Origin of the sequence: Acinetobacter sp. 1542444, from assembly GCF_000581835.1 — a bacterium.
GTDB lineage: Bacteria > Pseudomonadota > Gammaproteobacteria > Pseudomonadales > Moraxellaceae > Acinetobacter > Acinetobacter pittii.
In genome coordinates this window covers 313452-334535 of sequence record NZ_JEYA01000005.1, presented here as the reverse complement: position 1 = coordinate 334535, position 21084 = coordinate 313452, and the positions used below count along the sequence as shown (strand labels likewise).

The 21084-nt window shown below is 38.0% G+C and carries 22 protein-coding genes; 6 read left to right on the top strand and 16 right to left on the bottom strand.

Annotation, left to right across the window (positions count from 1 at the left end; translation table 11 throughout):
* Window positions 1–2 precede the first annotated feature (2 nt).
* The 5 genes from J580_RS18855 to J580_RS0104440 form a co-directional block, all read right to left on the bottom strand.
* A complete protein-coding gene (locus J580_RS18855; RefSeq protein ID WP_032005266.1) occupies window positions 3–1304 on the bottom strand; it encodes a TolC family protein in 1302 nt (433 codons plus the stop codon).
* 80 nt (window positions 1305–1384) lie between these two features.
* A complete protein-coding gene (locus J580_RS18850; protein ID WP_001198641.1) occupies window positions 1385–1792 on the bottom strand; it encodes a hypothetical protein in 408 nt (135 codons plus the stop codon).
* A 137-nt stretch (window positions 1793–1929) separates the two neighbouring features.
* Window positions 1930–3762, bottom strand: coding sequence for a ferrous iron transporter B (feoB, locus tag J580_RS18845; RefSeq protein ID WP_032005264.1), 1833 nt, complete (start codon window positions 3760–3762; stop codon window positions 1930–1932).
* On the bottom strand, window positions 3752–4009 hold the full coding sequence (locus J580_RS18840) for a FeoA family protein (RefSeq protein WP_001048221.1): 258 nt from the start codon (window positions 4007–4009) through the stop codon (window positions 3752–3754). The genes feoB and J580_RS18840 overlap by 11 nt, the downstream gene beginning before the upstream one ends.
* Before the next feature lie 10 nt (window positions 4010–4019).
* Complete coding sequence (locus tag J580_RS0104440; protein ID WP_000012075.1) at window positions 4020–5315, bottom strand: cation transporter; 1296 nt, start codon at window positions 5313–5315, stop codon at window positions 4020–4022.
* An 88-nt stretch (window positions 5316–5403) separates the two neighbouring features.
* Between J580_RS0104440 and cadR the strand changes: the two genes are divergently transcribed.
* Complete coding sequence (gene cadR / locus J580_RS18835) at window positions 5404–5823, top strand: Cd(II)/Pb(II)-responsive transcriptional regulator (RefSeq protein WP_024436134.1); 420 nt, start codon at window positions 5404–5406, stop codon at window positions 5821–5823.
* Window positions 5824–5908: 85 nt separating this feature from the next.
* On the opposite strand, the gene J580_RS18830 is transcribed toward cadR, so the two are convergent.
* From J580_RS18830 to J580_RS18820, 3 genes are all read right to left on the bottom strand, one after another.
* A complete protein-coding gene (locus tag J580_RS18830; RefSeq protein ID WP_001260880.1) occupies window positions 5909–6835 on the bottom strand; it encodes a copper resistance protein B in 927 nt (308 codons plus the stop codon).
* A complete protein-coding gene (locus J580_RS18825) occupies window positions 6822–9098 on the bottom strand; it encodes a multicopper oxidase domain-containing protein (RefSeq protein WP_032005262.1) in 2277 nt (758 codons plus the stop codon). Before J580_RS18825 ends, J580_RS18830 begins: the two co-directional genes overlap by 14 nt.
* Window positions 9099–9182: 84 nt before the next feature.
* Complete coding sequence (locus tag J580_RS18820) at window positions 9183–9524, bottom strand: hypothetical protein (protein WP_000838338.1); 342 nt, start codon at window positions 9522–9524, stop codon at window positions 9183–9185.
* Window positions 9525–9673: 149 nt separating this feature from the next.
* On the opposite strand from J580_RS18820, the gene J580_RS18815 reads away from it, so the two are divergent.
* Entirely contained in the window at window positions 9674–10357 is a 684-nt protein-coding gene (locus J580_RS18815) for a heavy metal response regulator transcription factor (RefSeq protein ID WP_001221578.1), read from the top strand.
* The gene (locus tag J580_RS18810; RefSeq protein WP_000149044.1) at window positions 10347–11723 is read left to right on the top strand and encodes a heavy metal sensor histidine kinase; all 1377 of its coding nucleotides are present in this window, start codon (window positions 10347–10349) and stop codon (window positions 11721–11723) included. Before J580_RS18815 ends, J580_RS18810 begins: the two co-directional genes overlap by 11 nt.
* A gap of 47 nt (window positions 11724–11770) precedes the next feature.
* Here the strand turns inward: J580_RS18810 and J580_RS18805 are convergent, their stop codons facing one another.
* Window positions 11771–14137 carry a heavy metal translocating P-type ATPase gene (locus J580_RS18805; RefSeq protein ID WP_001015463.1) on the bottom strand — a complete coding sequence of 789 codons (2367 nt, stop codon included), beginning with the start codon at window positions 14135–14137 and terminating at the stop codon, window positions 11771–11773.
* Between the two features lie 278 nt (window positions 14138–14415).
* Between J580_RS18805 and J580_RS18800 the strand changes: the two genes are divergently transcribed.
* Both J580_RS18800 and J580_RS18795 read left to right on the top strand, forming a co-directional pair.
* Complete coding sequence (locus J580_RS18800; protein ID WP_000689218.1) at window positions 14416–14796, top strand: copper resistance CopC family protein; 381 nt, start codon at window positions 14416–14418, stop codon at window positions 14794–14796.
* A 67-nt stretch (window positions 14797–14863) separates the two neighbouring features.
* Window positions 14864–15745, top strand: a complete 882-nt coding sequence (locus J580_RS18795) for a copper resistance D family protein (RefSeq protein WP_000248862.1) — start codon at window positions 14864–14866, stop codon at window positions 15743–15745.
* 318 nt (window positions 15746–16063) lie between these two features.
* Here J580_RS18795 and J580_RS18790 read toward each other — a convergent pair whose 3' ends face one another.
* The 7 genes from J580_RS18790 to J580_RS18770 all read right to left on the bottom strand — a co-directional run bounded on the left by J580_RS18790 (window position 16064) and on the right by J580_RS18770 (window position 20314).
* Window positions 16064–17113, bottom strand: coding sequence for a DUF932 domain-containing protein (locus J580_RS18790; protein ID WP_032005260.1), 1050 nt, complete (start codon window positions 17111–17113; stop codon window positions 16064–16066).
* 53 nt (window positions 17114–17166) lie between these two features.
* A complete protein-coding gene (locus J580_RS23315; RefSeq protein ID WP_081403709.1) occupies window positions 17167–17460 on the bottom strand; it encodes a hypothetical protein in 294 nt (97 codons plus the stop codon).
* A gap of 82 nt (window positions 17461–17542) precedes the next feature.
* Window positions 17543–17872 (bottom strand): hypothetical protein, encoded by a 330-nt coding sequence (locus J580_RS18785; protein ID WP_032005258.1) that lies wholly within the window; start codon window positions 17870–17872, stop codon window positions 17543–17545.
* 59 nt (window positions 17873–17931) lie between these two features.
* Window positions 17932–18624 (bottom strand): hypothetical protein, encoded by a 693-nt coding sequence (locus J580_RS18780; protein WP_081403708.1) that lies wholly within the window; start codon window positions 18622–18624, stop codon window positions 17932–17934.
* An 81-nt stretch (window positions 18625–18705) separates the two neighbouring features.
* Window positions 18706–19731: a J domain-containing protein gene (locus J580_RS18775; RefSeq protein ID WP_032005254.1), complete on the bottom strand. Its 1026-nt coding sequence runs from the start codon at window positions 19729–19731 to the stop codon at window positions 18706–18708.
* 73 nt (window positions 19732–19804) lie between these two features.
* Window positions 19805–19954 carry a hypothetical protein gene (locus J580_RS23575; protein WP_155762378.1) on the bottom strand — a complete coding sequence of 50 codons (150 nt, stop codon included), beginning with the start codon at window positions 19952–19954 and terminating at the stop codon, window positions 19805–19807.
* Between the two features lie 96 nt (window positions 19955–20050).
* The gene (locus tag J580_RS18770; RefSeq protein WP_032005252.1) at window positions 20051–20314 is read right to left on the bottom strand and encodes a hypothetical protein; all 264 of its coding nucleotides are present in this window, start codon (window positions 20312–20314) and stop codon (window positions 20051–20053) included.
* 549 nt (window positions 20315–20863) lie between these two features.
* Here J580_RS18770 and J580_RS0104430 point away from each other — a divergent pair.
* Complete coding sequence (locus J580_RS0104430; protein ID WP_032005250.1) at window positions 20864–21079, top strand: hypothetical protein; 216 nt, start codon at window positions 20864–20866, stop codon at window positions 21077–21079.
* The last annotated feature ends 5 nt before the right edge of the window (window positions 21080–21084 follow it).

Below are 21084 nucleotides of genomic sequence, written 5' to 3'. Positions count from 1 at the left end.
GATTACTCCTCGGTATGGTTTTGAGTGGGTTCAACAAAATTAAAGTACAGTTGAGCCGTTATCATTGATTGTTGTTGTTGAAGATCAATAAGACGCATTCGTTGTTCAAGTAATGCCTGACGTGTTGCTATTACATCAGTTAATTTGGCTTTTCCTGCCTGATAACTCGCGAGCTGTAACCGCTCTTTTTGCACTGCATAAGGAATACTCATTTGAGTAGCCCGCTTAATTTGCTGATTAAGAGCTTCAATATCTGCAAGTCCATCATCCAACATGCTTAAATGCTCACGATATTTTGCTTCTTGATCCGCAGTGACTCGATTTTGCTCTGCTAACGCGGCTTGAATGAGGGGACCACTTCGTTTTCTTGAGAATACTGGTATTTCTGTCGTCAACTGAACTCCAATCATGTCTCCAAACTCTGGAGCTCTATGCTGGTAAGCCACCTCTATTCCCCAATCTGGCTTCTGTAAAGCTTGTGCTTGTTTCAGCTTTGATTCAGTGACTTGCTTTTGTGCTTGAAATGCCTTCAGTTCAGGGTGTTGATGTAGGTGGTGATATAGTTGCGCGGTATCAACTTGTAGGTTGGGGGCCTGAGTTGGTAAGGTCTCTATCTGAGAGGAGTTTTCCAAAGGATTTGCACTGACTAAACGATGTAGCTCCAGCTTTGCTTTTGTCAGATCTCGCGATAAATCATCCTTTTGATCAAGTAATACCGTATATTCTTGTTTAGGTGTCATTGCATCAGCGATCAACGATTGACCTGAAATTATTTGTGTTTGAGTCAGTTTTCCAAGCAGCCCGTTTTCTGCAAGTAACTTATCTATCAGCGCTAGCTTTTGCTCAAGATAAAAACGCTTAAACCATGCTGTAGCGACTTGTTGCCGTAGATCAATTCGAAGAATTTGTGTTTGACTATTTGCAACTCCGAGTTCAGCTTGAGCAAGTTCAACTTCGGCCTTTCTTTTGGCCTTATTTGGAAAATCCTGCATAACGCCTATTTTCTGCATAGTCATACCCTCTTGGGTGACTGACCAAGCAGAATCTCCAGATACTGGATAATTATCTAATCCAACAAATAGTTTGGGATTAGGTAAAATGCCTGAAGCGAGTACATTGTTCTCTGCACCTTCAATCTGAGCATAATTTGCTTTTAAAGTAGGTGCATTTTCCTCAGCACGCTTTAAGGCGTTCTCTAAAGTCAGTATTTCTGCATTTGCATGGCCATATAAAAATAATAGACACACAATGCTTAACGATTGCCTTACCCATACTTTGGATGGCAATTTTCTATAGTGAGACATAATTCTCATCCTAAAATGATGCGCATACGAATATGCAAAACATCCATAGATCAACTATGAATGATTAAAAGGTCATCAAATTAGGTGGCTTGCGGGGGGCGCCATAAACTATAAAGAATGGATGGGGGAAGTTGTTGATTAGGAGAGGTAAAATTAGATTGATCTAATACAGGTCCTACTATTTCTAGCAAAGGAACTAAAGAGTCTTTGGGAAAAGCAATTTTTGCAAATGAAGCAATACAATCTGGTTCAGACATGCAAGAAGAATCATGAACCGTTATTTTTTTGATTTTTGAGTCCGCCTTCATACAATCCATATGTGCAGCATTTACCTGATTATTTTCAGGTGAGTGCATCATTTGCATAGATTGCATCTTTTCTGAAGACATTAAACATTTTTTATGCACAGATGCAGCAGCAGCTGCCGATCCTACAAAGAGGATAGCAAACGATAAAAACAGCGATAGGCATGTCTTTAACCACTGCATAGAGATAAGACCAAATTTTATACTTTTTTAGTTTTACAGATTCTAATGAAAATAGCAATCATGAGGTCTTAGGAATAGCAACTTACACCACTATTCCTAATTAACTTTTTATATAAAAATTAATATTCACTATTAAATTATGTAACTCTACTCACCACTTGATAAGTGATAAATGAAAAGAGATAAGCAAGAGAGAATAAATAAGTTGCCATAATAATAGGCTGTCTCCAACTGCCAGTTTCCCTTCTTATGGTAGCCAATGTTGCTAAACAATGTGGAGCAAAAATAAACCAGACTAATAAAGACAAACCTGTCGCTAGACTCCAACCATCCGGGCCTGATATTTGAGATAATAAGGTCTGAGTAACTGCATCCTCATCACCAGACATTGCATAAATTACCCCTAACGCAGCAATAATTACTTCACGAGCTGCCATCGCAGGAATCAAAGCAATACAAATTTCCCATGTAAATCCAATCGGCGCAAATATTGGATGGATTAAATGGCCTAACTGTCCAGCGATACTATAATTGATCGGAGGCATAGTTGGATTATCTGGAGGTAAGGGGAATGTTACCAAGAACCATAACAAAATAGAAAGTGCGACAATAATTCCACCAACTCTTTTTAAGAATATAGTTGCTCTATCATAAAGCCCCAAAGCTACATTTCGAACATCTGGAATACGGTATGTTGGTAATTCAAAAATAAAAATACTTTCAGTTTTATCTTTTCTTACTAATTTCAGAAATAAAGAAACCAATAAAGCTGATATGATTCCTGACATGTAAAGCCCGAATAGAACTAAACCTTGCAAACTGAGCCAACCATAAACTAATTTGTTTGGAATAAAGGCTGATATCAGTAAAGCATATACAGGTAATCGTGCAGAGCACGTCATCAAAGGTGCAATCATAATCGTTGCTAAACGATCTCTTTCAGAACTAATACTTCTTGTCGCCATAACTCCGGGAATTGCGCAAGCAAAGCTTGAAAGTAATGGAATAAATGAACGTCCACTTAAGCCAGCTTTGGACATCAATTTATCTAACAAGAATGCAGCTCTAGGTAAGTACCCTGATTCTTCTAAAACTAGAATAAAGAAAAATAAGATCAGAATTTGAGGCATATAAGCAAGTACACTACCAGCACCTGCAATTACGCCATCAACAATCAAACTTCTTAAAAGTGAATTAGAGATCAATGGCCCAATTACCCCCCCAAACCATGTAATCGAATCTTCAACAAATGAAATTAATGGTTGGGCCCAAATAAAGACTGCCTGAAACATTACAAACATGGTAAAGGTCAATATTAATAATCCAAAAATTGGATGTAAAAATATTTTGTCTAATAAAGCAGTCCGTTTGTCACCATTATCATTTTTCAAGATGACCTGTTTTGTAATGTACTTAATTTGGTCGAAGTGACTTAGGTCAGAATGATAAGGGGCAACAAATAATTTCTTTTGGTCTAACTGGGTCAATAGCCCCTGAATTCCTTTTGTTTTTACAGCTACCGATTCAACGACAGGAATGCCTAAAAGCTGAGATAGCTTCGTTGTATCAATTGAAATTCCACGCTTTCTAACCTCATCCATCATATTGAGAACAAGTATCATAGGTCTGTTTAATGCTCTGACTTCAAGTACAAGACTTAAATGAAGATGAAGGTTAGTAGCATCAACAACACATACAAAAATATCAGGTATGACTTCGCCTTTTAATTCGCCAAAACAAACAGCTCTAGTTACTTCTTCATCTAAGCTACTTGGTTTTAAACTGTAAGTCCCAGGTAAATCCAATACTCGAATGGTATCGCCAGAAGGTAATTTAAAAAAACCCTCCTTTCGTTCAACCGTTACTCCTGCGTAATTAGCAACTTTTTGACGAGTACCTGTGAGGGTATTGAAAAGAGAGGTTTTACCACAATTGGGATTACCAATAAGTGCAATATTTTTAGTGTTCATTGATAATCTCTACAAAAATTCGTTCTGCTTCATTTTTTCTTAATGCAAAACGTGAAGTTTCGATTTGGACCAGTACTGGGTCACCACCGAAAAGCCCTTTCGCAAGTACTTGTAAGGATTCACCGACTCGAAAGCCAAGCAGTTCTAGACGTTCAAGAACAGGATCACTTTTATCTTGAAACTGAGAGCCTTTTTTAAGATCAATGATTTTTACGGTCTGATTTTGCTTTACTTGAAATAAATTCATTGTCTGCCTCTTATCTCAACGCCAAAATTTTTCGAGCGCCATTAAGCACAAACAGAGACACAAGGATGCCAATAATCAAATCTGGGTAAGCTGAACCAGTCCATGCAACAAGCACACCTGCTAAAATAACTCCCATATTTACGATCACGTCATTAGCGGAAAAGATCCAACTCGCTTTCATATGAGCTCCACCATCTTTATGTCCAGAAATGAGATACAGACACGATACGTTAGCAATAAGCGCTAAGAAGCCAATAACGATCATCAAATCTGACTCAGGTTCACTACCAAACATAAAGCGTCTGACAACATCAACAATAACGATCAAAGCTAATAAAAGTTGAATCCATCCTGCAAAATGAGCTGCTTTTAATTGATATTTAGAGGCTTTCCCTACTGCGTAAAGTGCTATACCGTAAACGGCAGCATCCGCAAACATATCAAGAGAGTCCGCAATAAGCCCCGTTGATGCTGCAATAATTCCACTTATGAATTCAATAAGAAAAAGGACACCATTGATTGCTAATAATAATTTTAGAACTTTCGCTTGATTAGTTGGGTCAAGTGTCTCGGGCAATTCTCCTGTAGCTTTTACCGTTTCAACAATTTTTGCACCAAAACCGAGGGCTTCAAGTTTTGTAGTAATTTCATTAATCCCATTTGTATGGAAAACAACTAACTTCCTTTGTGCTAAATCAAAAGATAAACCTTTAACTTCATGCAAGGGAGAAAGGGCCATTCTTACCATTTGCTCTTCTGCCGAACAATCCATCTTCGGAATTAAAAAAGTACTGGCTTCTTGTGCATGCTCTTTATTTTCATAAGATTCAGTTTTATTTAACTTTGCTCCGAATCCAAGAGCTTCGAGTTTTGCAGTGATTTCTTTACTTTCACCATTATGCAGAACTTTTAAGTTCCGGTTTGGCAAATCAAAAACCAATCTCTTAACATCCACTAAAGAAGATAAAGTCATCCGAACCATTTGTTCTTCTGCGGAACAATCCATTTTCGGAATGTTATAGTCACTGATGAAAGTCGCTATAGGTTTATCCCCATTAACTAATTCAGGTGACTTTAAAGAATCTGGACCGCAGCACGAATTCAATTCCCCAGAACACGGCTGATTACTACCATAGGAATCTTTTTCATCATAATTAGGTACTTGTTCTACCTTATTACCACAACAAGAACTTTTATTTTCTTCAGTAGCTGAATCTTTACCCTTACAAGAATCTATTTCTGATTCAGGTTGATTTTGCTTAGTGTCTTCACAAGAACTTCCTTTATTACAACCGCAACCACTCATTGATGTGCCTATAGTCAGATCTTAATTTATTGCATATTAAAAACCTTATAGCTACTATAGAGTCAAGATGAAAATTAGAGATATTGATATGTCTTTAAAAATTGGTGAATTAGCAAAAAAAGTATCGTGCTCTGTTTTAACTATCCGTTACTATGAAAAAGAAGGATTGATTCCATCTCCCGAAAGAACTCAAGGGAACTATCGGCTGTATAATGAGGATTATATAGATCGCCTAAAATTCATTCTAAACTGCCGTACACTTAATATGAATTTAAGTGAGATAAAACAATTACTATCGTATAAAGACACGCCGAATCAGAATTGTTCAAGCATCAATCATCTTGTTGACTCTCATATAAAAATTATTAAAGAAAATATAAATTCTCAACAAAAATTAATTCAGCAACTCTTAGATATCAGACGAACATGTGATGGATTATGTACAGTAGATAAATGTGGTGTTCTAAAAGAAATTGGAGATTATGAAACTAAATTAGCTATAACTTGAGGGTTATTAGTTTATAAATGGAATTACTTTTAATTCTTTGCTATATGACTAGCATCTTACGCTACTAGTCATATAGCAAAATTCTCTAGAAAACTAATTCGATACCTGCACCATATTTCCACCCTTTTTCAGACTCAGTAGCCTCCTGCATAGAAGTAGCTTTTTGTCCTTTTTCATATTGATAAGCAACATCAATGAAAGGTCTGATACGCTTAGTAATCTCATATCTGGTTTTGATACCAGTTTTCAATTCTGACAAACCTGATTTTGCAGCATAGTCAGAGTTATCACTGAATACCGCATCCATTTCTAAATAAGGCTGTGTAATCAATTTCTGGGTTAATAAGAAATCACGCTCGACTTCAAAACTTGCTCCCCAAAAATTATTTTCACCACCGTATAAATAAGCTTGTGTTTCAAAGAAGTAAGGAGCTAATCCTAATACACCAATGACACCATCAACTCGATCGCTGTTGCTGTTATTTTTATCTTCACTGTATCTTACCCCAGCTTGTACATCCCAAAACGGTGCTACATTACGGCTATAAAGTGCTGACACATCGTATTTTGGATCATTACTTTCTGTCTTATCCAAATTGGCTTCAATGAAAAGACGATTTTCATCTGTTCCTATCAATGTTTCTATTTTAGAACCTAAAGCTCCTTTACCATCTTCATCCACAGTCCACTCATTTTCAAACTTTGTTGATTGAAAAATTTGTCCACCATGCTCTTTAAGATGCTTATCGTGGTTCTGATTAAGCATGAGGTTTTCAGAAGCTTTGGTTTTACCTTTATCATTGTCAGTAGATGGTTTCTGATAAACATTACGCTCAACATATCCTAAACCACCAGGCTCTTTTAATAGGATATTGATACCTTCTGACTGAGTAGGACTTACACTATTGTCTATGTTCTCAGTAGAACCATCATTTGCAAAAACCACACCTGACAATCCGATTAAAGCGATAGATAAAAGTGTCTTTGAATATAATTTCTTAGTGGTGCGCATGTTGATTTACTCCCTTATCATTTGTCTTAGGTTGAGCAACAACATCCTTCATATCAGTACCATTGCTATCGACATTTGCCACAATAAGTTTATTCATCATTCCAGCAGACATGTGATATAGCAAATGGCAATGGATAGCCCATTCACCTAACTCATCAGCAGTAAGTAAAGTTGTCACTGTTTTACCTGGTGGAACTATCACTGTATGTTTATTTGGCATATTGCTAGGATCTTGACCATTTTCAAGCTGCATAAACATGCCATGCAAATGCATTGGGTGGGCCATCATACTGTCATTGATGAATTTTAAACGTATACGCTCACCATATTTGACTTTAAATGGTTCTGTTTGATTAAACTTCTTACCATTAATAGTCCAGATATAACGCTCCATATTTCCACCCAAGCGAATTTCAATTTCGCGTTCCGGAGCACGTGTATCTTGTTGAGGGTTCAAAGATTGTAAGTCACTATACTTCAATGCTCTTTGACCAACTGGAGTCGATGCGTTTGCCCATCCATACACCACATCACTTGTTTCAGAAGTGTTTGTGTTCATTGCTGACATATCATGGTTCATTCCAGACATCGACTGGTCTTTTGAATCACTTTTCATCGAAGACATATCGTGATCCATGCCTTTCATTGAAGACATGTCATGATCCATTCCAGGCATCGACTGCTCTTTTGAATCACTTTTCATCGAAGACATATCGTGATCCATGCCTTTCATTGAAGACATGTCATGGTCCATTCCAGGCATCGACTGCTCTTTTGAATCACTTTTCATCGAAGACATATCGTGATCCATGCCTTTCATTGAAGACATGTCATGGTCCATTCCAGGCATCGACTGCTCTTTTGAATCACTTTTCATCGAAGACATATCGTGATCCATGCCTTTCATTGAAGACATGTCATGGTCCATTCCAGGCATCGACTGCTCTTTTGAATCACTTTTCATCGAAGACATATCGTGATCCATGCCTTTCATTGAAGACATGTCATGGTCCATTCCAGGCATCGACTGCTCTTTTGAATCACTTTTCATCGAAGACATATCGTGATCCATGCCTTTCATTGAAGACATGTCATGGTCCATTCCAGACATTGACTGGTCTTTTGATTCACTTTTCATCGAAGACATATCATGATCCATGCCTTTCATCGAAGACATGTCATGATCCATACCCATATCTTCCATTGTTAATAGGGAACGTGGGCGTGGTTTTGGCATCACAATATTTTTTACAGGTGTAGTATTTTCATCGTGTAGTGTGCCAACAGAAAATCCACTGCGATCAATAGATTCAGCTTCTATCTGATAATTTGCTTGTTTAGGTTCCACAATAACATCATAAGTTTCAGCCGTTCCTATTCTAAACTCATCAACAGGCACAGGTTTTACGGGTTGGCCATCTGCACTTACTACGGTCATTTTCAGATTAGGAATTCTTACATCAAAGAAAGACATTGCCGAGGCATTAATGAACCGAAGACGAACTTTCTCTCCAGCTTTAAAGTTTCCAGTCCAATTTTGTTCTGGAGTTTTACCATTCATCAAGAAAGTATAATTTGTTACGTCAGACATATCTGTCTTCAGCATTCGCATCTGATTCCACATGGAACGATCTTGCCACGTAGCTTTTAAACCATCCCTTTTAATTTGCTTAAAAACATCAAAAACAGTTTCTCTTCGATTTTGATAATAATCAGCTTCTTTTTTGAGATTACTCATAATCTGACCACTAGTAGAGTTATGAAAGTCAGAGAGTAAGACAACATAGTCTCTATCAGCTTTTTCCCCAGCTGTTAGAGGCACTTTATTCTTTGGATAAATAACGAGAGGCCCATACAAGCCATCTTGTTCTTGGCCTTTACTGTGCGAATGATACCAATAGGTACCATTTTGACGAACTTTGAATTTATATTCATAAGTCTTATTTGGTGCGATACCATCAAACTGATTAAATCCTGGTACCCCATCCATGATGCCGGGTAAGATTAAGCCATGCCAGTGAATAGAAGAGTCTTGGTTTTTTAATTTGTTATGGACACGAATAACCGCATCATCACCTTCCTCAAATTCAAGAAGAGGTGCAACAAACTTACCATTTACTGTAATTCTCTTTAGAGGCTTACCAGTAATATTCACCGTTTGCTCAGCAATTGTTAAATCATATTCTTTAACCGCTGCCATAACCCAAGTTGATGAAAATAAACCCACTCCTATCAATAGGACATGACTTAACTTTTTAGACATTTATTTCACCTATCTAATATTTAGTTGAGGGCTAAAGTAGGTTTATTTTTCACTTCACCCTCAATCTTTGATTTATCGTATTCGTTATTTATTTGACATGTTCATTTTAGAATGGTCCATGTTCATCATTTTAGAATGATCCATGTCACTCATATTAGAGTGATCCATATTCATCATTTTAGAGTGATCCATTTGGGACATATCTGTCATCTTACCGTGATCATGTTGACTATGATCTTGTTGATTTTTCTCTTCACTCTTCATGTCACAAGGCTTTTTGCAGTTTTCTTGCGCTTTTGGATTTACCTTGACTTCTGTACTTGCACTATTTGCCTGTTTAGCATCTGCTGCCCAAGATTGAGTTCCAGCAACTAAAGTCCCAACACATAGAAGAGTAGTTAAACCACGACGGAATAGAGATTTCATTGTTTGCTCCAAAAACTAACTTTATGTATCTACCTTATAGGCTCTCACCGAACATCAATGTGACCTGAAAATGACATTTTTGTAATCTAGACCGAATTGCGTATTTATAACGTTATTATGGTCTTAATAAAGAGTATGGGATTTTTTAAATGAGAATCTTATTAGTTGAAGACGAACAAAAAACAGGTGATTACCTTAAGCAGGGCCTCTCTGAAGCTGGATATATTACAGATTGGGTTACGGATGGATTATCTGGTAAACACCAAGCTCTTTCGGAAGAATACGACTTAATTATTTTAGATGTCATGCTACCAAAGTTAGATGGCTGGAATATCATTAATGACATCCGTAAAAGCGGAAAAACAATGCCTATTCTTTTTCTTTCAGCGCGTGATCAGATTGAAGATAGAGTTAAAGGTTTAGAGTTAGGTGCCGATGATTATCTCGTCAAGCCTTTTGCTTTTGCTGAGCTACTCGCAAGAATAAAAAGTTTACTTCGTCGGGGTCTACAAAAAGAAGACAGCAATATTATTACGATTGCCGATCTTGAACTTGATCTCCGTAAACGTCGTGTGACTCGGGCTGGACAGCGTATTGATCTAACAGCCAAAGAGTTTGCATTAATGGAGTTATTTATGCGAAGACGAGGAGAAATTCTACCTCGTGCTCTCATTGCCTCTCAAATTTGGGACATGAATTTTGATAGTGATACCAATGTAGTGGAAGTCGCTATTAAGCGGTTAAGAAGTAAAATAGACAGCAATTTTAGCCCTAAGCTTATTCAGAACATACGTGGAATGGGCTATGTGCTAGAGGTAGAAGATGACTCATAAACTGTTTAATGCTATCAGTTTCCGTATAGCAATTATCTTCTCTCTTTCTACCGTCATCATCTTAATGATTATGGGGTTGGTTATTCATCAACTTGTAATGCATCATTTCGAAACTCAAGACCGCACACAGTTAGAAGGTAAAATTCAACTTGTAGAAAACCTTCTTGAGCAAAACCCAGCCAATACAGATGAATTAAATATATATTTAAAAGATGCACTAATTGGTCATCATGACCTCATTGTTCAGATAGAGCGCCCTACTGGACAAATTATTTTTAGTTCAGCACCAGCAGTGATTAAAACTCAAGCTTTAGTCAAATCTAGACATACTCCATGGATAGAATGGGAGATTCAGAACAAAACATACCGTGGTTTAGTTTATAAAAAGTCTTTTGATAGAAATAAGAGTATTCCGTCAGCTCAAATTATTGTTGGAATAGATACATCAGAGCATCTACATTTTTTAAATGACTTTAGACGGCAGTTATTATATATCGGCGTTTTAGGCACTATTTGTTTAATGTTCCTTGGCTGGTTTGCTGCATGGAAGGGATTACGTCCAGTTCAAAAGATGGCAAAAGTAGCAGAAGGTATTTCAGCTCAACATCTTTCTGAACGCCTAGAAGTTGAAAACACTCCAACTGAACTAAAATCACTGGCTATAGCTTTTAACGATATGTTAGATCGTTTAGAAACAGCGGTAGAAAAGCTCTCAGATTTTTCATCAGACCTCGCTCATGAGATTAGAACACCTATTAACAATTTGATGACTCAAACCCAAGTTTGTTTATCACGTAGTCGAGATATTAACACCTATCAGGAGGTCCTCTTTTCCAACCTGGAAGAGTTTGAACGTTTAGCTCGGATGGTTTCCGATATGCTATTCCTTGCGAAGGCTGAGCACGGGTTACATTTACCAAATTTACAGCAAGTTAATTTAGTAAAAGAAGTCTCTGCTTTATTTGACTTTTACGATGCGATTGCTGCTGAAAAGGGTATGTTATTGGAACAAACGGGATACGGTTCTGTTAAAGGCGATCCATCTATGTTACGTCGTGCTCTAAGCAATTTATTGTCAAATGCAATCAAATATGGAAAAACAGATTCAGTAATCAAAATCAAATATCAACAAAACTTTGATACGACTGTTTTTACAATTGAAAATGAAAGCTCACCGTTATCATCAGATCAGCTGAATCGACTATTTGACCGTTTTTATAGAACTGATGCTTCAAGACAACGTGTCGAAGAAGGTACTGGTTTAGGCTTAGCAATTACCAAATCTATTCTTGATGTTCATGGAGCTACGATTCAAGCAACTTATGAAGATGGACGCATTATCTTTAAAATTGTCTTTAAAAATTAATTATAGGCTACTCATTTTAAAATTAGTTTGTGAGTAGCCAATACTGCTTATTTGAAATTACGTAATCGTAATGCATTACCAATAACCGAGGCAGAACTTAGGCTCATTGCTAATGCAGCAATCATTGGTGAAAGCAGCCATCCAGTGAACGGATACAATACTCCAGCCGCTAGAGGAATACCCAAAGCATTATAAAGAAAAGCAAACATTAAATTCTGCTTCATATTTTTTACTGTAGCTTCTGATAAGGAGCGAGCAATTTCGATACCACGTAAATCACCTTTAATTAAGGTAACTTGAGCACTATTCATTGCAACATCAGTACCGGTACCCATTGCAATTCCAATATCAGCTTGGGCCAAAGCGGGAGCATCATTGATCCCATCGCCAGCCATGGCAACCACTCGTCCTTCTTTTTGTAATTTATTCACTAATTCTAGTTTGTCTGCTGGTTTAACCTCACCATAAACTTCATTGATCCCTAATTTAGTACCAACTGATTTTGCTGTTGTTAGACCATCTCCGGTAGCCATCACAATTCTCAAACCTGAGTTTTTCAATAAAAGTACAGCTTCAGGAGTACTCGTTTTGATTGGATCAGAAACGGCTAATAGCCCTACAAGTTTACCGTCAACAGCTAAATGCATAACGCTAGCACCTTCAGCTCTTAACTTTTCTGCTTGAGAAATAAAGGCATCAACAGATATTCCAAGTTGTTCCATCAATGCTGTATTGCCCAAAGCTAAATGTTGTCCATTTAATTCGCCCTTAACACCAATACCTGATCCCGACTCAAAAGATGAGGGCTTCATTAGTGAAAGTTTTCTTTCACGAGCTGCTCGTACAATAGCATCAGCTAAAGGATGCTCACTTCCTTGATCTAAACTGGCAGCTAAGCGAAGAATCTCATTTTCTTCATATCCAGAAAGTGCAATAACCTTATCAAAAGATGGTTGTCCTTCCGTTAACGTGCCGGTTTTATCAATGATTAACGTATCAACTTTACGAAGATTTTCTATCGCAGCTGCATCACGAAAAAGCACCCCATTTGATGCACCACGCCCTGTTGCAACCATAATCGACATTGGAGTAGCTAGTCCTAAAGCACAGGGACAAGCGATAATCAAGACTGCAACTGCATTGATGAGTCCATAAACCCAACTTGGATCTGGTCCAAATATTCCCCACCCAAAGAATGTAAGGATAGCAATAGCAATAACCACCATGACAAACCATCCTGCCACGTGATCTGCCATCCGTTGCATCGGAGCTTTAGAGCGTTGGGCTTGAGCTACCATTTGAACTATTTGAGAAAGTACTGTTGAAGATCCAACCTTTTCCGAACGGATCACTAATGAACCATTCATATTCATCGTTGCACCTATGACTTGATCACCCACACGTTTTGTAACGGGAACAGGTTCTCCTGTCAGCATTGATTCATCTACAGAACTTGTACCTTCTGTTATGACTCCGTCAACAGGGACTTTTTCCCCTGGGCGTACCCTTAATGAGTCACCTACATGCACATGGGATAGTGGAACATCTTCTTCCGTACCATCATCTCTTATTATTCTTGCAGTTTTAGGAGCCAATCCAAGTAGTGATTTTATTGCTGCTGAGGTTTGTGATCGTGCTTTCAACTCTAGGACTTGACCTAATAAGGTCAGTGAAATAATTGCAGCCGTCGCTTCAAAATATACTGCAACACGCCCCATAGATATAAATGAAGCCGGGAATACTTGAGGTGCTACCGTTCCAACCAAACTGTAAATAAATGCTGCCCCAGTTCCGATTCCTATTAAAGTCCACATATTTGGACTACGATTTAGGATTGATTGCCAACATCTAACAAAAAAAGGCCAGCCAGCCCAAAAGACAATAGGCAAAGTTAGGAAGAGCTCAATCCAGCTTTGCACTTGCATGTCGAACCAATTAAAACGGTGGCCAAACATTGCTAAAAAAACTACGATAATAGTCAAAGGTAAGGTGTACCAAAACCTTCTCTTAAAGTCTTTAAGCTCAGTATTCTCGTCTGATTCGTCTAGATTCGGAAGTAAAGGCTCTAAGGTCATACCACAGATAGGACAGTTACCAGGATGATTTTGTCGTATTTCTGGGTGCATTGGACAAGTATAAATTGTAGAAGTATTAACATTAACCGGCTGGCTAGTTTCATTTAAATCTGAATTGATCTTTTTATCGGGTTCTTTAACTGTCGCTGTTTTTTCTGCTTTAGTTATATAAAAATCAGGATCACTTTTAAATTTTGAGTGACATTTTTCACTGCAAAAGTAAAAAGTTTTATTCTCAATTTTTTCAAAAAATTTAGATGTATCTGTTACAGCCATGCCACAAACAGGATCAATCAATGCATTGTTGCCAGCTTTTTCTTCATGATGATGATGGTTCATATAAAACCTCCTTCATGTTTAATTCTTAAAATAAAGGGCTGATTAAGGCGTACTAAATCTTCTCTTATTTGTTTATTTAATGAACATTATTTTCTATAAGGTCAGTGTAACACTTGTACCTTTTCAATTTTAAAAATGACAAAAATGTAATTTTGAAGTCATCGGAGTGTTTCTCTCATTCTTTAATAATAGACCTACAAGGTGATGACCAAGCTTCCAAACTATGATTTTCATTCGGTCATTACTTATTCAAGCATTAGTTTAAAGAGGATGAAGAAATGAAAATTTTTCAAAATAAAATGTCAGCTCTACGTAACGTTCTAGTAGGCGCAACTATGGTTGCTGCTGCTTCAAGCGCATTTGCACATGTCAAACTTGAGAGTGCAATTCCTGCAATTAATACTACGGTAGCAAGCCAGCCAAAAAATATAACGTTAAATTTTGGTGAACCGGTCATGCTCATGAACGTTAAATTACTTGATGCTCAACGCAAAGACATCCCTTTAAATTATCAAGTAAATCATGATTTGAAAAAATCATTCGAAGTAGCAATACCAAAACTCAAACAAGGAAAATATACGGTGGTTTGGACCACAATGGGTACAGATGGCCACAACATGAATGGTGAATATAACTTCACTATTAAATCTGCAAAATAACAATAGAAAGTAAATAGCAATATGCCAGCAGCTTGCTGGCATATTGCTATAAAAAGGGGAGAAAAATATGGTTCCTGAAACTTGGATATATGCAACATGGCTAATTAAAGTCATTCTATATTTAGGAATTGCATCTGTTATCGGAGGTGCTTTCTGCTATTTCTTACTTGGCCGTTATGTAGAAATTAAGGAAACGATTCTTAAATACATCACTATAGGTGCTGGTTTAGGCTTTTTTTCAAGTGTTTTAGGATTCTTCATTCTTATAGGGAGTTTCGCCAATACAGGTCTTTCCGGCATGTGGGACAGTAACTACATAAATATTTTGATCAATACTCCTATTGGACATATCCATATCATCCGGTCAATCAGTTTTGCATTGTTACTACTATTTATGATCATAAAACTGAGTAAAGGTACTATTCAAGTTTCGAAAATTGAAGGAACCATATTTACCATATTACTCATACCAATAGTTTTTAGCTTTTCCCAACTAGGTCACGTTACGAATTTACCATTATTCGCTCAATTTTTATTGTCAATACATGTACTTGTAATGTCTTTATGGATGGGATCACTTTATCCTTTATGGAAAACCAGTAAAAGAATTATTGGCTTACCATTAAAAGAACGCATGCATTTGTTTGGACGCATTGCAGCTTTTGTTGTGGGGATATTACTTGCTTGTGGTGCCAGCATTGCTCTGTTACTGATTAAAGATTTCAATACTCTGCTAAATACTCCTTATGGGCATGGATTTATTATTAAAATCCTATTCGTTCTAAGTATTCTGTTATTAGCCGCGTTTAATAAATGGTATTTCACTCCTCGCTTACAAGATCCGAAATTTGCTAAACAACTGGGTTATGCCATTTTATTTGAGATGTCTTTAGGCCTCTTAATTCTTTTAACGACTGGTTATATCACGACAGTAGTAGGTATCGAATGAGAGGAGGATCAAATAATGACTTCATGGAAGAAGATAAGCTGTATCTTACTTCTACCTATTGTAATGAGTACGATAAGCTGGGCAAAACCAACTTTGCCAGAAACAATAACCCCTTAATCTAACTCGCCTTCCCGTATGTTTGAATGATAATCGTAAAATGGAGATTCTTTTCTGGTAACTGTATTACACTTTTATTTAATAGAATTTTTAAAAAGAAAAATCTTCTAATACAGTAAAAAAAAATTATATTTATTTTTAATTTTAAAATTGAGCTCTCTAGATAGAGAGCTCCTACTATTTAAATGTTTAAATTAAAAATTAAGACACCATTCTTATAGCCTGCTCCAACCCGCGTTGTTTAAGGTTGGCTCCCGCACCAAACCATGCCGAATCCATCCGGTGATCCGTTGATATCGCACGTCGCTCATGATCGACAAACTCGGTAATACTGCACAATAAACCATAAGCTGTATCTTTAGCTGACGCTAACTCAGCTCCACGGCCATGCCCATTAAACATGGTCATGACCTTGGACATGGCGCGTCCATTCGGTTCGGTTTTATTGTCGGCTTTGGATGAATGGATGGGTTGAGTCCTTGCCACATTACGATAGAACTGAATGATACTTTCATCCTGTTCGGCAATGCTCAGATTGGTGTTATTAAACACAGCATCAAAGTAGGCTGCGGCTTCCTGTTGGGTGACTTTACGCTGGCTCAGTTGCTTCATCTCATACATGTGTTCATCCCATGCACGAACTGAAATACCTAGTTGCTGTTTAATCTTCTCTGCATCGAACTTGGTACTGTGGGGAACTTTCACCACACCTGTACTGCTATTCTGCCCACGTAGAGCAATCGCCAGAGTGTTATTACACACCACACGAATTGAGGTAAATTGCGCCGTGGTTGCCAGTGTGCCATCACATGCTGTTGCCAGAAGAATGTAGCCATTACTCACATCCTTGCCTTTCAACGCTGCCGATTGCCCTGTTCTTGCCAATGCCCAGAACTTACGTCCACCTTTGAGTACCCCCGCCGTTTCCAGTTCAAAACCTGACTGATCAGTGAGGTCTTTGTAGAAATTTAATATCTCCATCGGTTGCACCTCCTGATAACGCTGACTCACTACCGATAACGGTGCATGAGTATCTGAACGATAAAGCACTCGCTGTTCTTCATAGGGCAGAATGATATTTTGTCCCCGTTCATTCTTTGCCATATAACTGATATTGGATGATTCAATCCGCCAGTCCATACCCGCCTGCTGTGCCCATACTTCAATTGGCTGATTTCGAATGAGCTGATTCCCTAGTCCATGCCAAGGGGTTTGACCAACGAATGCCATTGTTTCTATTTGATGTGCCATAATTAGTTTCCTTTAAGTGATTTAAATAATTTGAATGCTGTAAAAGTTAAGAATTACGCGAAGCCTGATTGTTGGATTTCAAAATGCTCCAGACATTGCTCACACAGGTAATGCAACGTCACCATATTGTCTTGATGCTGGACATAGAGCAGAAACATGCCCCCGATCACCAAGCCAACAAAGCCCCCCACTAAAGGATGTATAGGACTTCGCTTTGACAACTGCATACAGGCTGCTGCCAGAGACATCGGTGAAAATGACGAAAGCTTTGCAAACACACCTGAAGTAGGCTCTGTCTGGCGTAGTAATTTGATGTGTAATGAGTGACAGTAAGGACACCGGTGCATGTACTTCTTCCTTAAATAAAAGGCATAAAAAAAACCACAAGCATTTGCTTGTGGCTTGATTAGATTTATATCGTTTTTTAAATTAATGATTCACTTTGGGAGTCGCTAAACCTTTCTTAGTACAAGGTTGGATACTTTCAATATATTGCCCATCACCAGTGTCTTTAAAGAAACCATGTTTAGATTTGATTTCTAAACATTGCCCTTTCTTATAAGGTTTAACTTGAGGAACAACTTTAGCTGGTATTGCATAGCTATTTAAAATGACCTCACCCTTAGTTGTCGGAAATACAACTGATTCTTCACCATAGTAGACATTGGCTTTTAGAGTGACCTGCTCTGTTTTAGCCAAGGCAATAGAACTGACGATAAAGCTTAAAATTCCACATGCGATAAGTTTGATTGGGCTCATGATATTTTCTCTTTTTAAATAAAATTAATAATTAAATGAATGCTACAGTCCAGCTTTAATTAGCGACCAAAACATGGCTGGTATCCTTCTTTAAGGACTTGATTGCTGTTCTTATCCCAACTCGCCACGTACCAAGTACATTGGTAACGGTCAGAGTCCCATGCAGCACGGTAAGTTATGGTATTGCCTTGTTGACTCCAGCCATCAACTCTTTTGGCAACCTGATCCGGACCAGAGCGCCCCCACACATTCATGAGATGCGACGCTAACATTTGGTCAATATTTGGAATGGTTGCTTTTAAATCAGCTGGAGCGGATTTGATTGGTTTTAGCCCGTAACGGGAAGTATTGGAACTTAAAGTTTTTCCTTCATGATACTCAGCATCCACTTCCGAACTAAGATGACCAATACTTGTATCAGCTGCTTTTGCCTGTTCAACTGTGGCTATAGCTCCAGCAACCACGTCATCCTCAGCTTGAGAATCTGCTGGTTTTGAATCAGGATCTCCCACCATACTTTCAATGCCAGTGAAATCTGATTCAGCAGGTTCTGATGCTGCTTGTGCTGAAGAGGAGTGATTTTGTAGCTTAGATTGCTCTAAAGCCAGTTGAGCTAACTGAAGTTCAGTTTGACGTTTTTGATGTTGACTAAATAAAATTCCACCTGCAATTAACACAACCATCACTACTACAGTTAACAGCCAATACAACGGCGGAATTTTTTGGATTGAATTACCATTATTCTTTATCATATTGTCACCTTGAAATTGAGGATATATGGCACTTTAGGAGTGCTTTCATTGAGGTAATATGTAATTGAAAATTCTTTATTTTCAGTTGTTGTCTAAATATTGCTTTAGCAATGCCCTCGCCTGATTGAGTTGCTGTGCCTGTTGCTCAATGAGTTGTCGTACTGATTCAGGTAAGGTCTGATATTTATCGGGATGGAAATCTGCCATCTTTTTTCGATAAGCAACTTGTAAGGTTTGCTCACTCAGCACTTCGGGCTGAATCTCAAGAAGTTTGCATGCCTGTCGTTGTTCATTATTCAAATCAGTTGCTATTTTTTGAGTTTGTTCTTCCGCTAAACATTGATAGATAATTTCGACAAGATCCGGAAAGACAGCTCTAGAAACATTCGATACTCGGCACAGGTGGACCATAAAGAGATTCGCTTGCTCTTTATCAATTTTGCCAAGTGCCATCGTATAGACCAATCGCTCAATCATTTCCATACGAAGCTGATAAGCCAGCACATCCTTAAGCTCCGCAAAACGATGTAATAAATCTTCATAATCAAAGTTAGGAGGTTCAGTTAGTAGGCTTTTAATATATTGCTGTGATGCTTCATCATTCAGTTTGGCAAAATGATGAGATATGGCATGGTTAGAATCAGCACTCCATCTACCCGTATTGAATGTGATAAAGTAAGCAGATAGATCAATGATAATCTTAATATCTGCTTCAATCTTTGAAGGAGTCTGCTGGGTTTCTGTCTTTCCCTGACAGATTTCATTGAGAAATGCAGCTAATGTTCGTACTGCTCCCTTGTCCAGTTGGGTAAAGCTCAGGGTGTCCAACCGATTAAGTACGATGCCATGATTAATGACGCCAATATCATCATCGACACGATGAATAAGGTTTAAAGCATAGGCAGCCTCTTCTCCAAAGCTTTCTTTATAAAAAAGCGTTGTTGCTGTGAGGCATAGCCCTGCTTTGGCACTACCAAAGACGGTATCGTCAATCAACATTAAAATGTCATCTGGATGAATCCCTTGGGGGAGATAACTCATAGCACCTTGTAGTTTTTTATAAGGAATAGCTGGCGCAAAATAAATGTTTTCACAGGCCCTGAGCATCAGCATCCAGCGGCTTTTTTGCAGTGACTGTATCGATATAACTGACATGGCAAACTCTTATTAGGTTTAGGTACTAAAACAACCAACGAAGAAAATCAGCAGGCCAAACAATTGCACGGCCTAATAAATACATATTCGAAATAACTGGATACTCCCAGATTAAATACAGCCAGTAACCAATAACGATTGTGAAATAAAGACCAACCAATGGATGTTTCATCATAAATTCCTCTTTTTTTAGATAAGCCTGTCCAACCCGCTACCTGATAGCAGCAGGTGGAATCAAAGGCTTAACTAAGCTTTAATTTGAAAACTGCTTCTAAAGTTTATGTACGCATTGCTGACCAGACTGAAAAGACACCTCTTCGAAATCTTCGGGCATTTTTACTTGCATCATGCCAATAGCCGTGAGTTTCTCCTCACCATAATGCGCTTCCATCTTGTCGTAGAAGCAGGAGCAGAAACTACGGCTACCACCGTTATTCATACAGCCTTGCTTCATTCCCTTTTCAAATTGGGAAGAACAGCCGCTTAGAGAAATGACACAGACACTTAACGCAGCTAATAAAGTTTTATTGATCATTGTTCTATCCAGTGACATGGTCATGGAGGTCAGGCTTTTTTAGGCAATATAAAGCCCTGCCACGGTATATCTCACATGACATATTTATTAAGTTAAATTTTTAGACGAAAAAACTAAAGCTTGAAAAACCAGAAGTTCATCAAACCCTATTAAAAACTAATCAGGCGGTATAAAAAGAATATGCATAGCCAACTCCTTTATATTGGGAGTTCTGCCAAAGCATTAGAGAATTATGGTGGCAGAACGAGAAAGGGTTAGCAGACCGGATTGGATTGACACCGGCACACTCGAAAGTGTCCCTCTCCCGTCCTACCGCAACGGGAGGAGACGAGATGTACCCTCAGAATTATTCCTCAGAAGGAATAACTCTGATGCAACCCAATAAAACGGTCTGCTAAAACCGACTGGCAATGTAGGCCAGCAAGCAAAGGATAATGTGCAACATTTAAGGTGTCAATCATCTATCGACTAAGTCGTAAAGTGATTGTTATTGTTTTTCATTAGATTAGCCCATTAAACTAACCATTAAGTAAATTTAAGGGTGTTTCAGTGCTTCGGTTAAAGTGTCTTGGTGGTCCACTGTATGGACAGGACTATTCTCATGCACATGATGAGTTTATTTTTAGAGACAAACAGACAGGAAAACAGACGCGTTATCTTAAACAGACTGTAGACTTCACACCGCCCCAAGATTTTTTTGTAGCAGAGTCAATTTCTAAAACTGTAGCCTACAATCTTGCATTGCAATTAATAAAACATTCTTAATATTA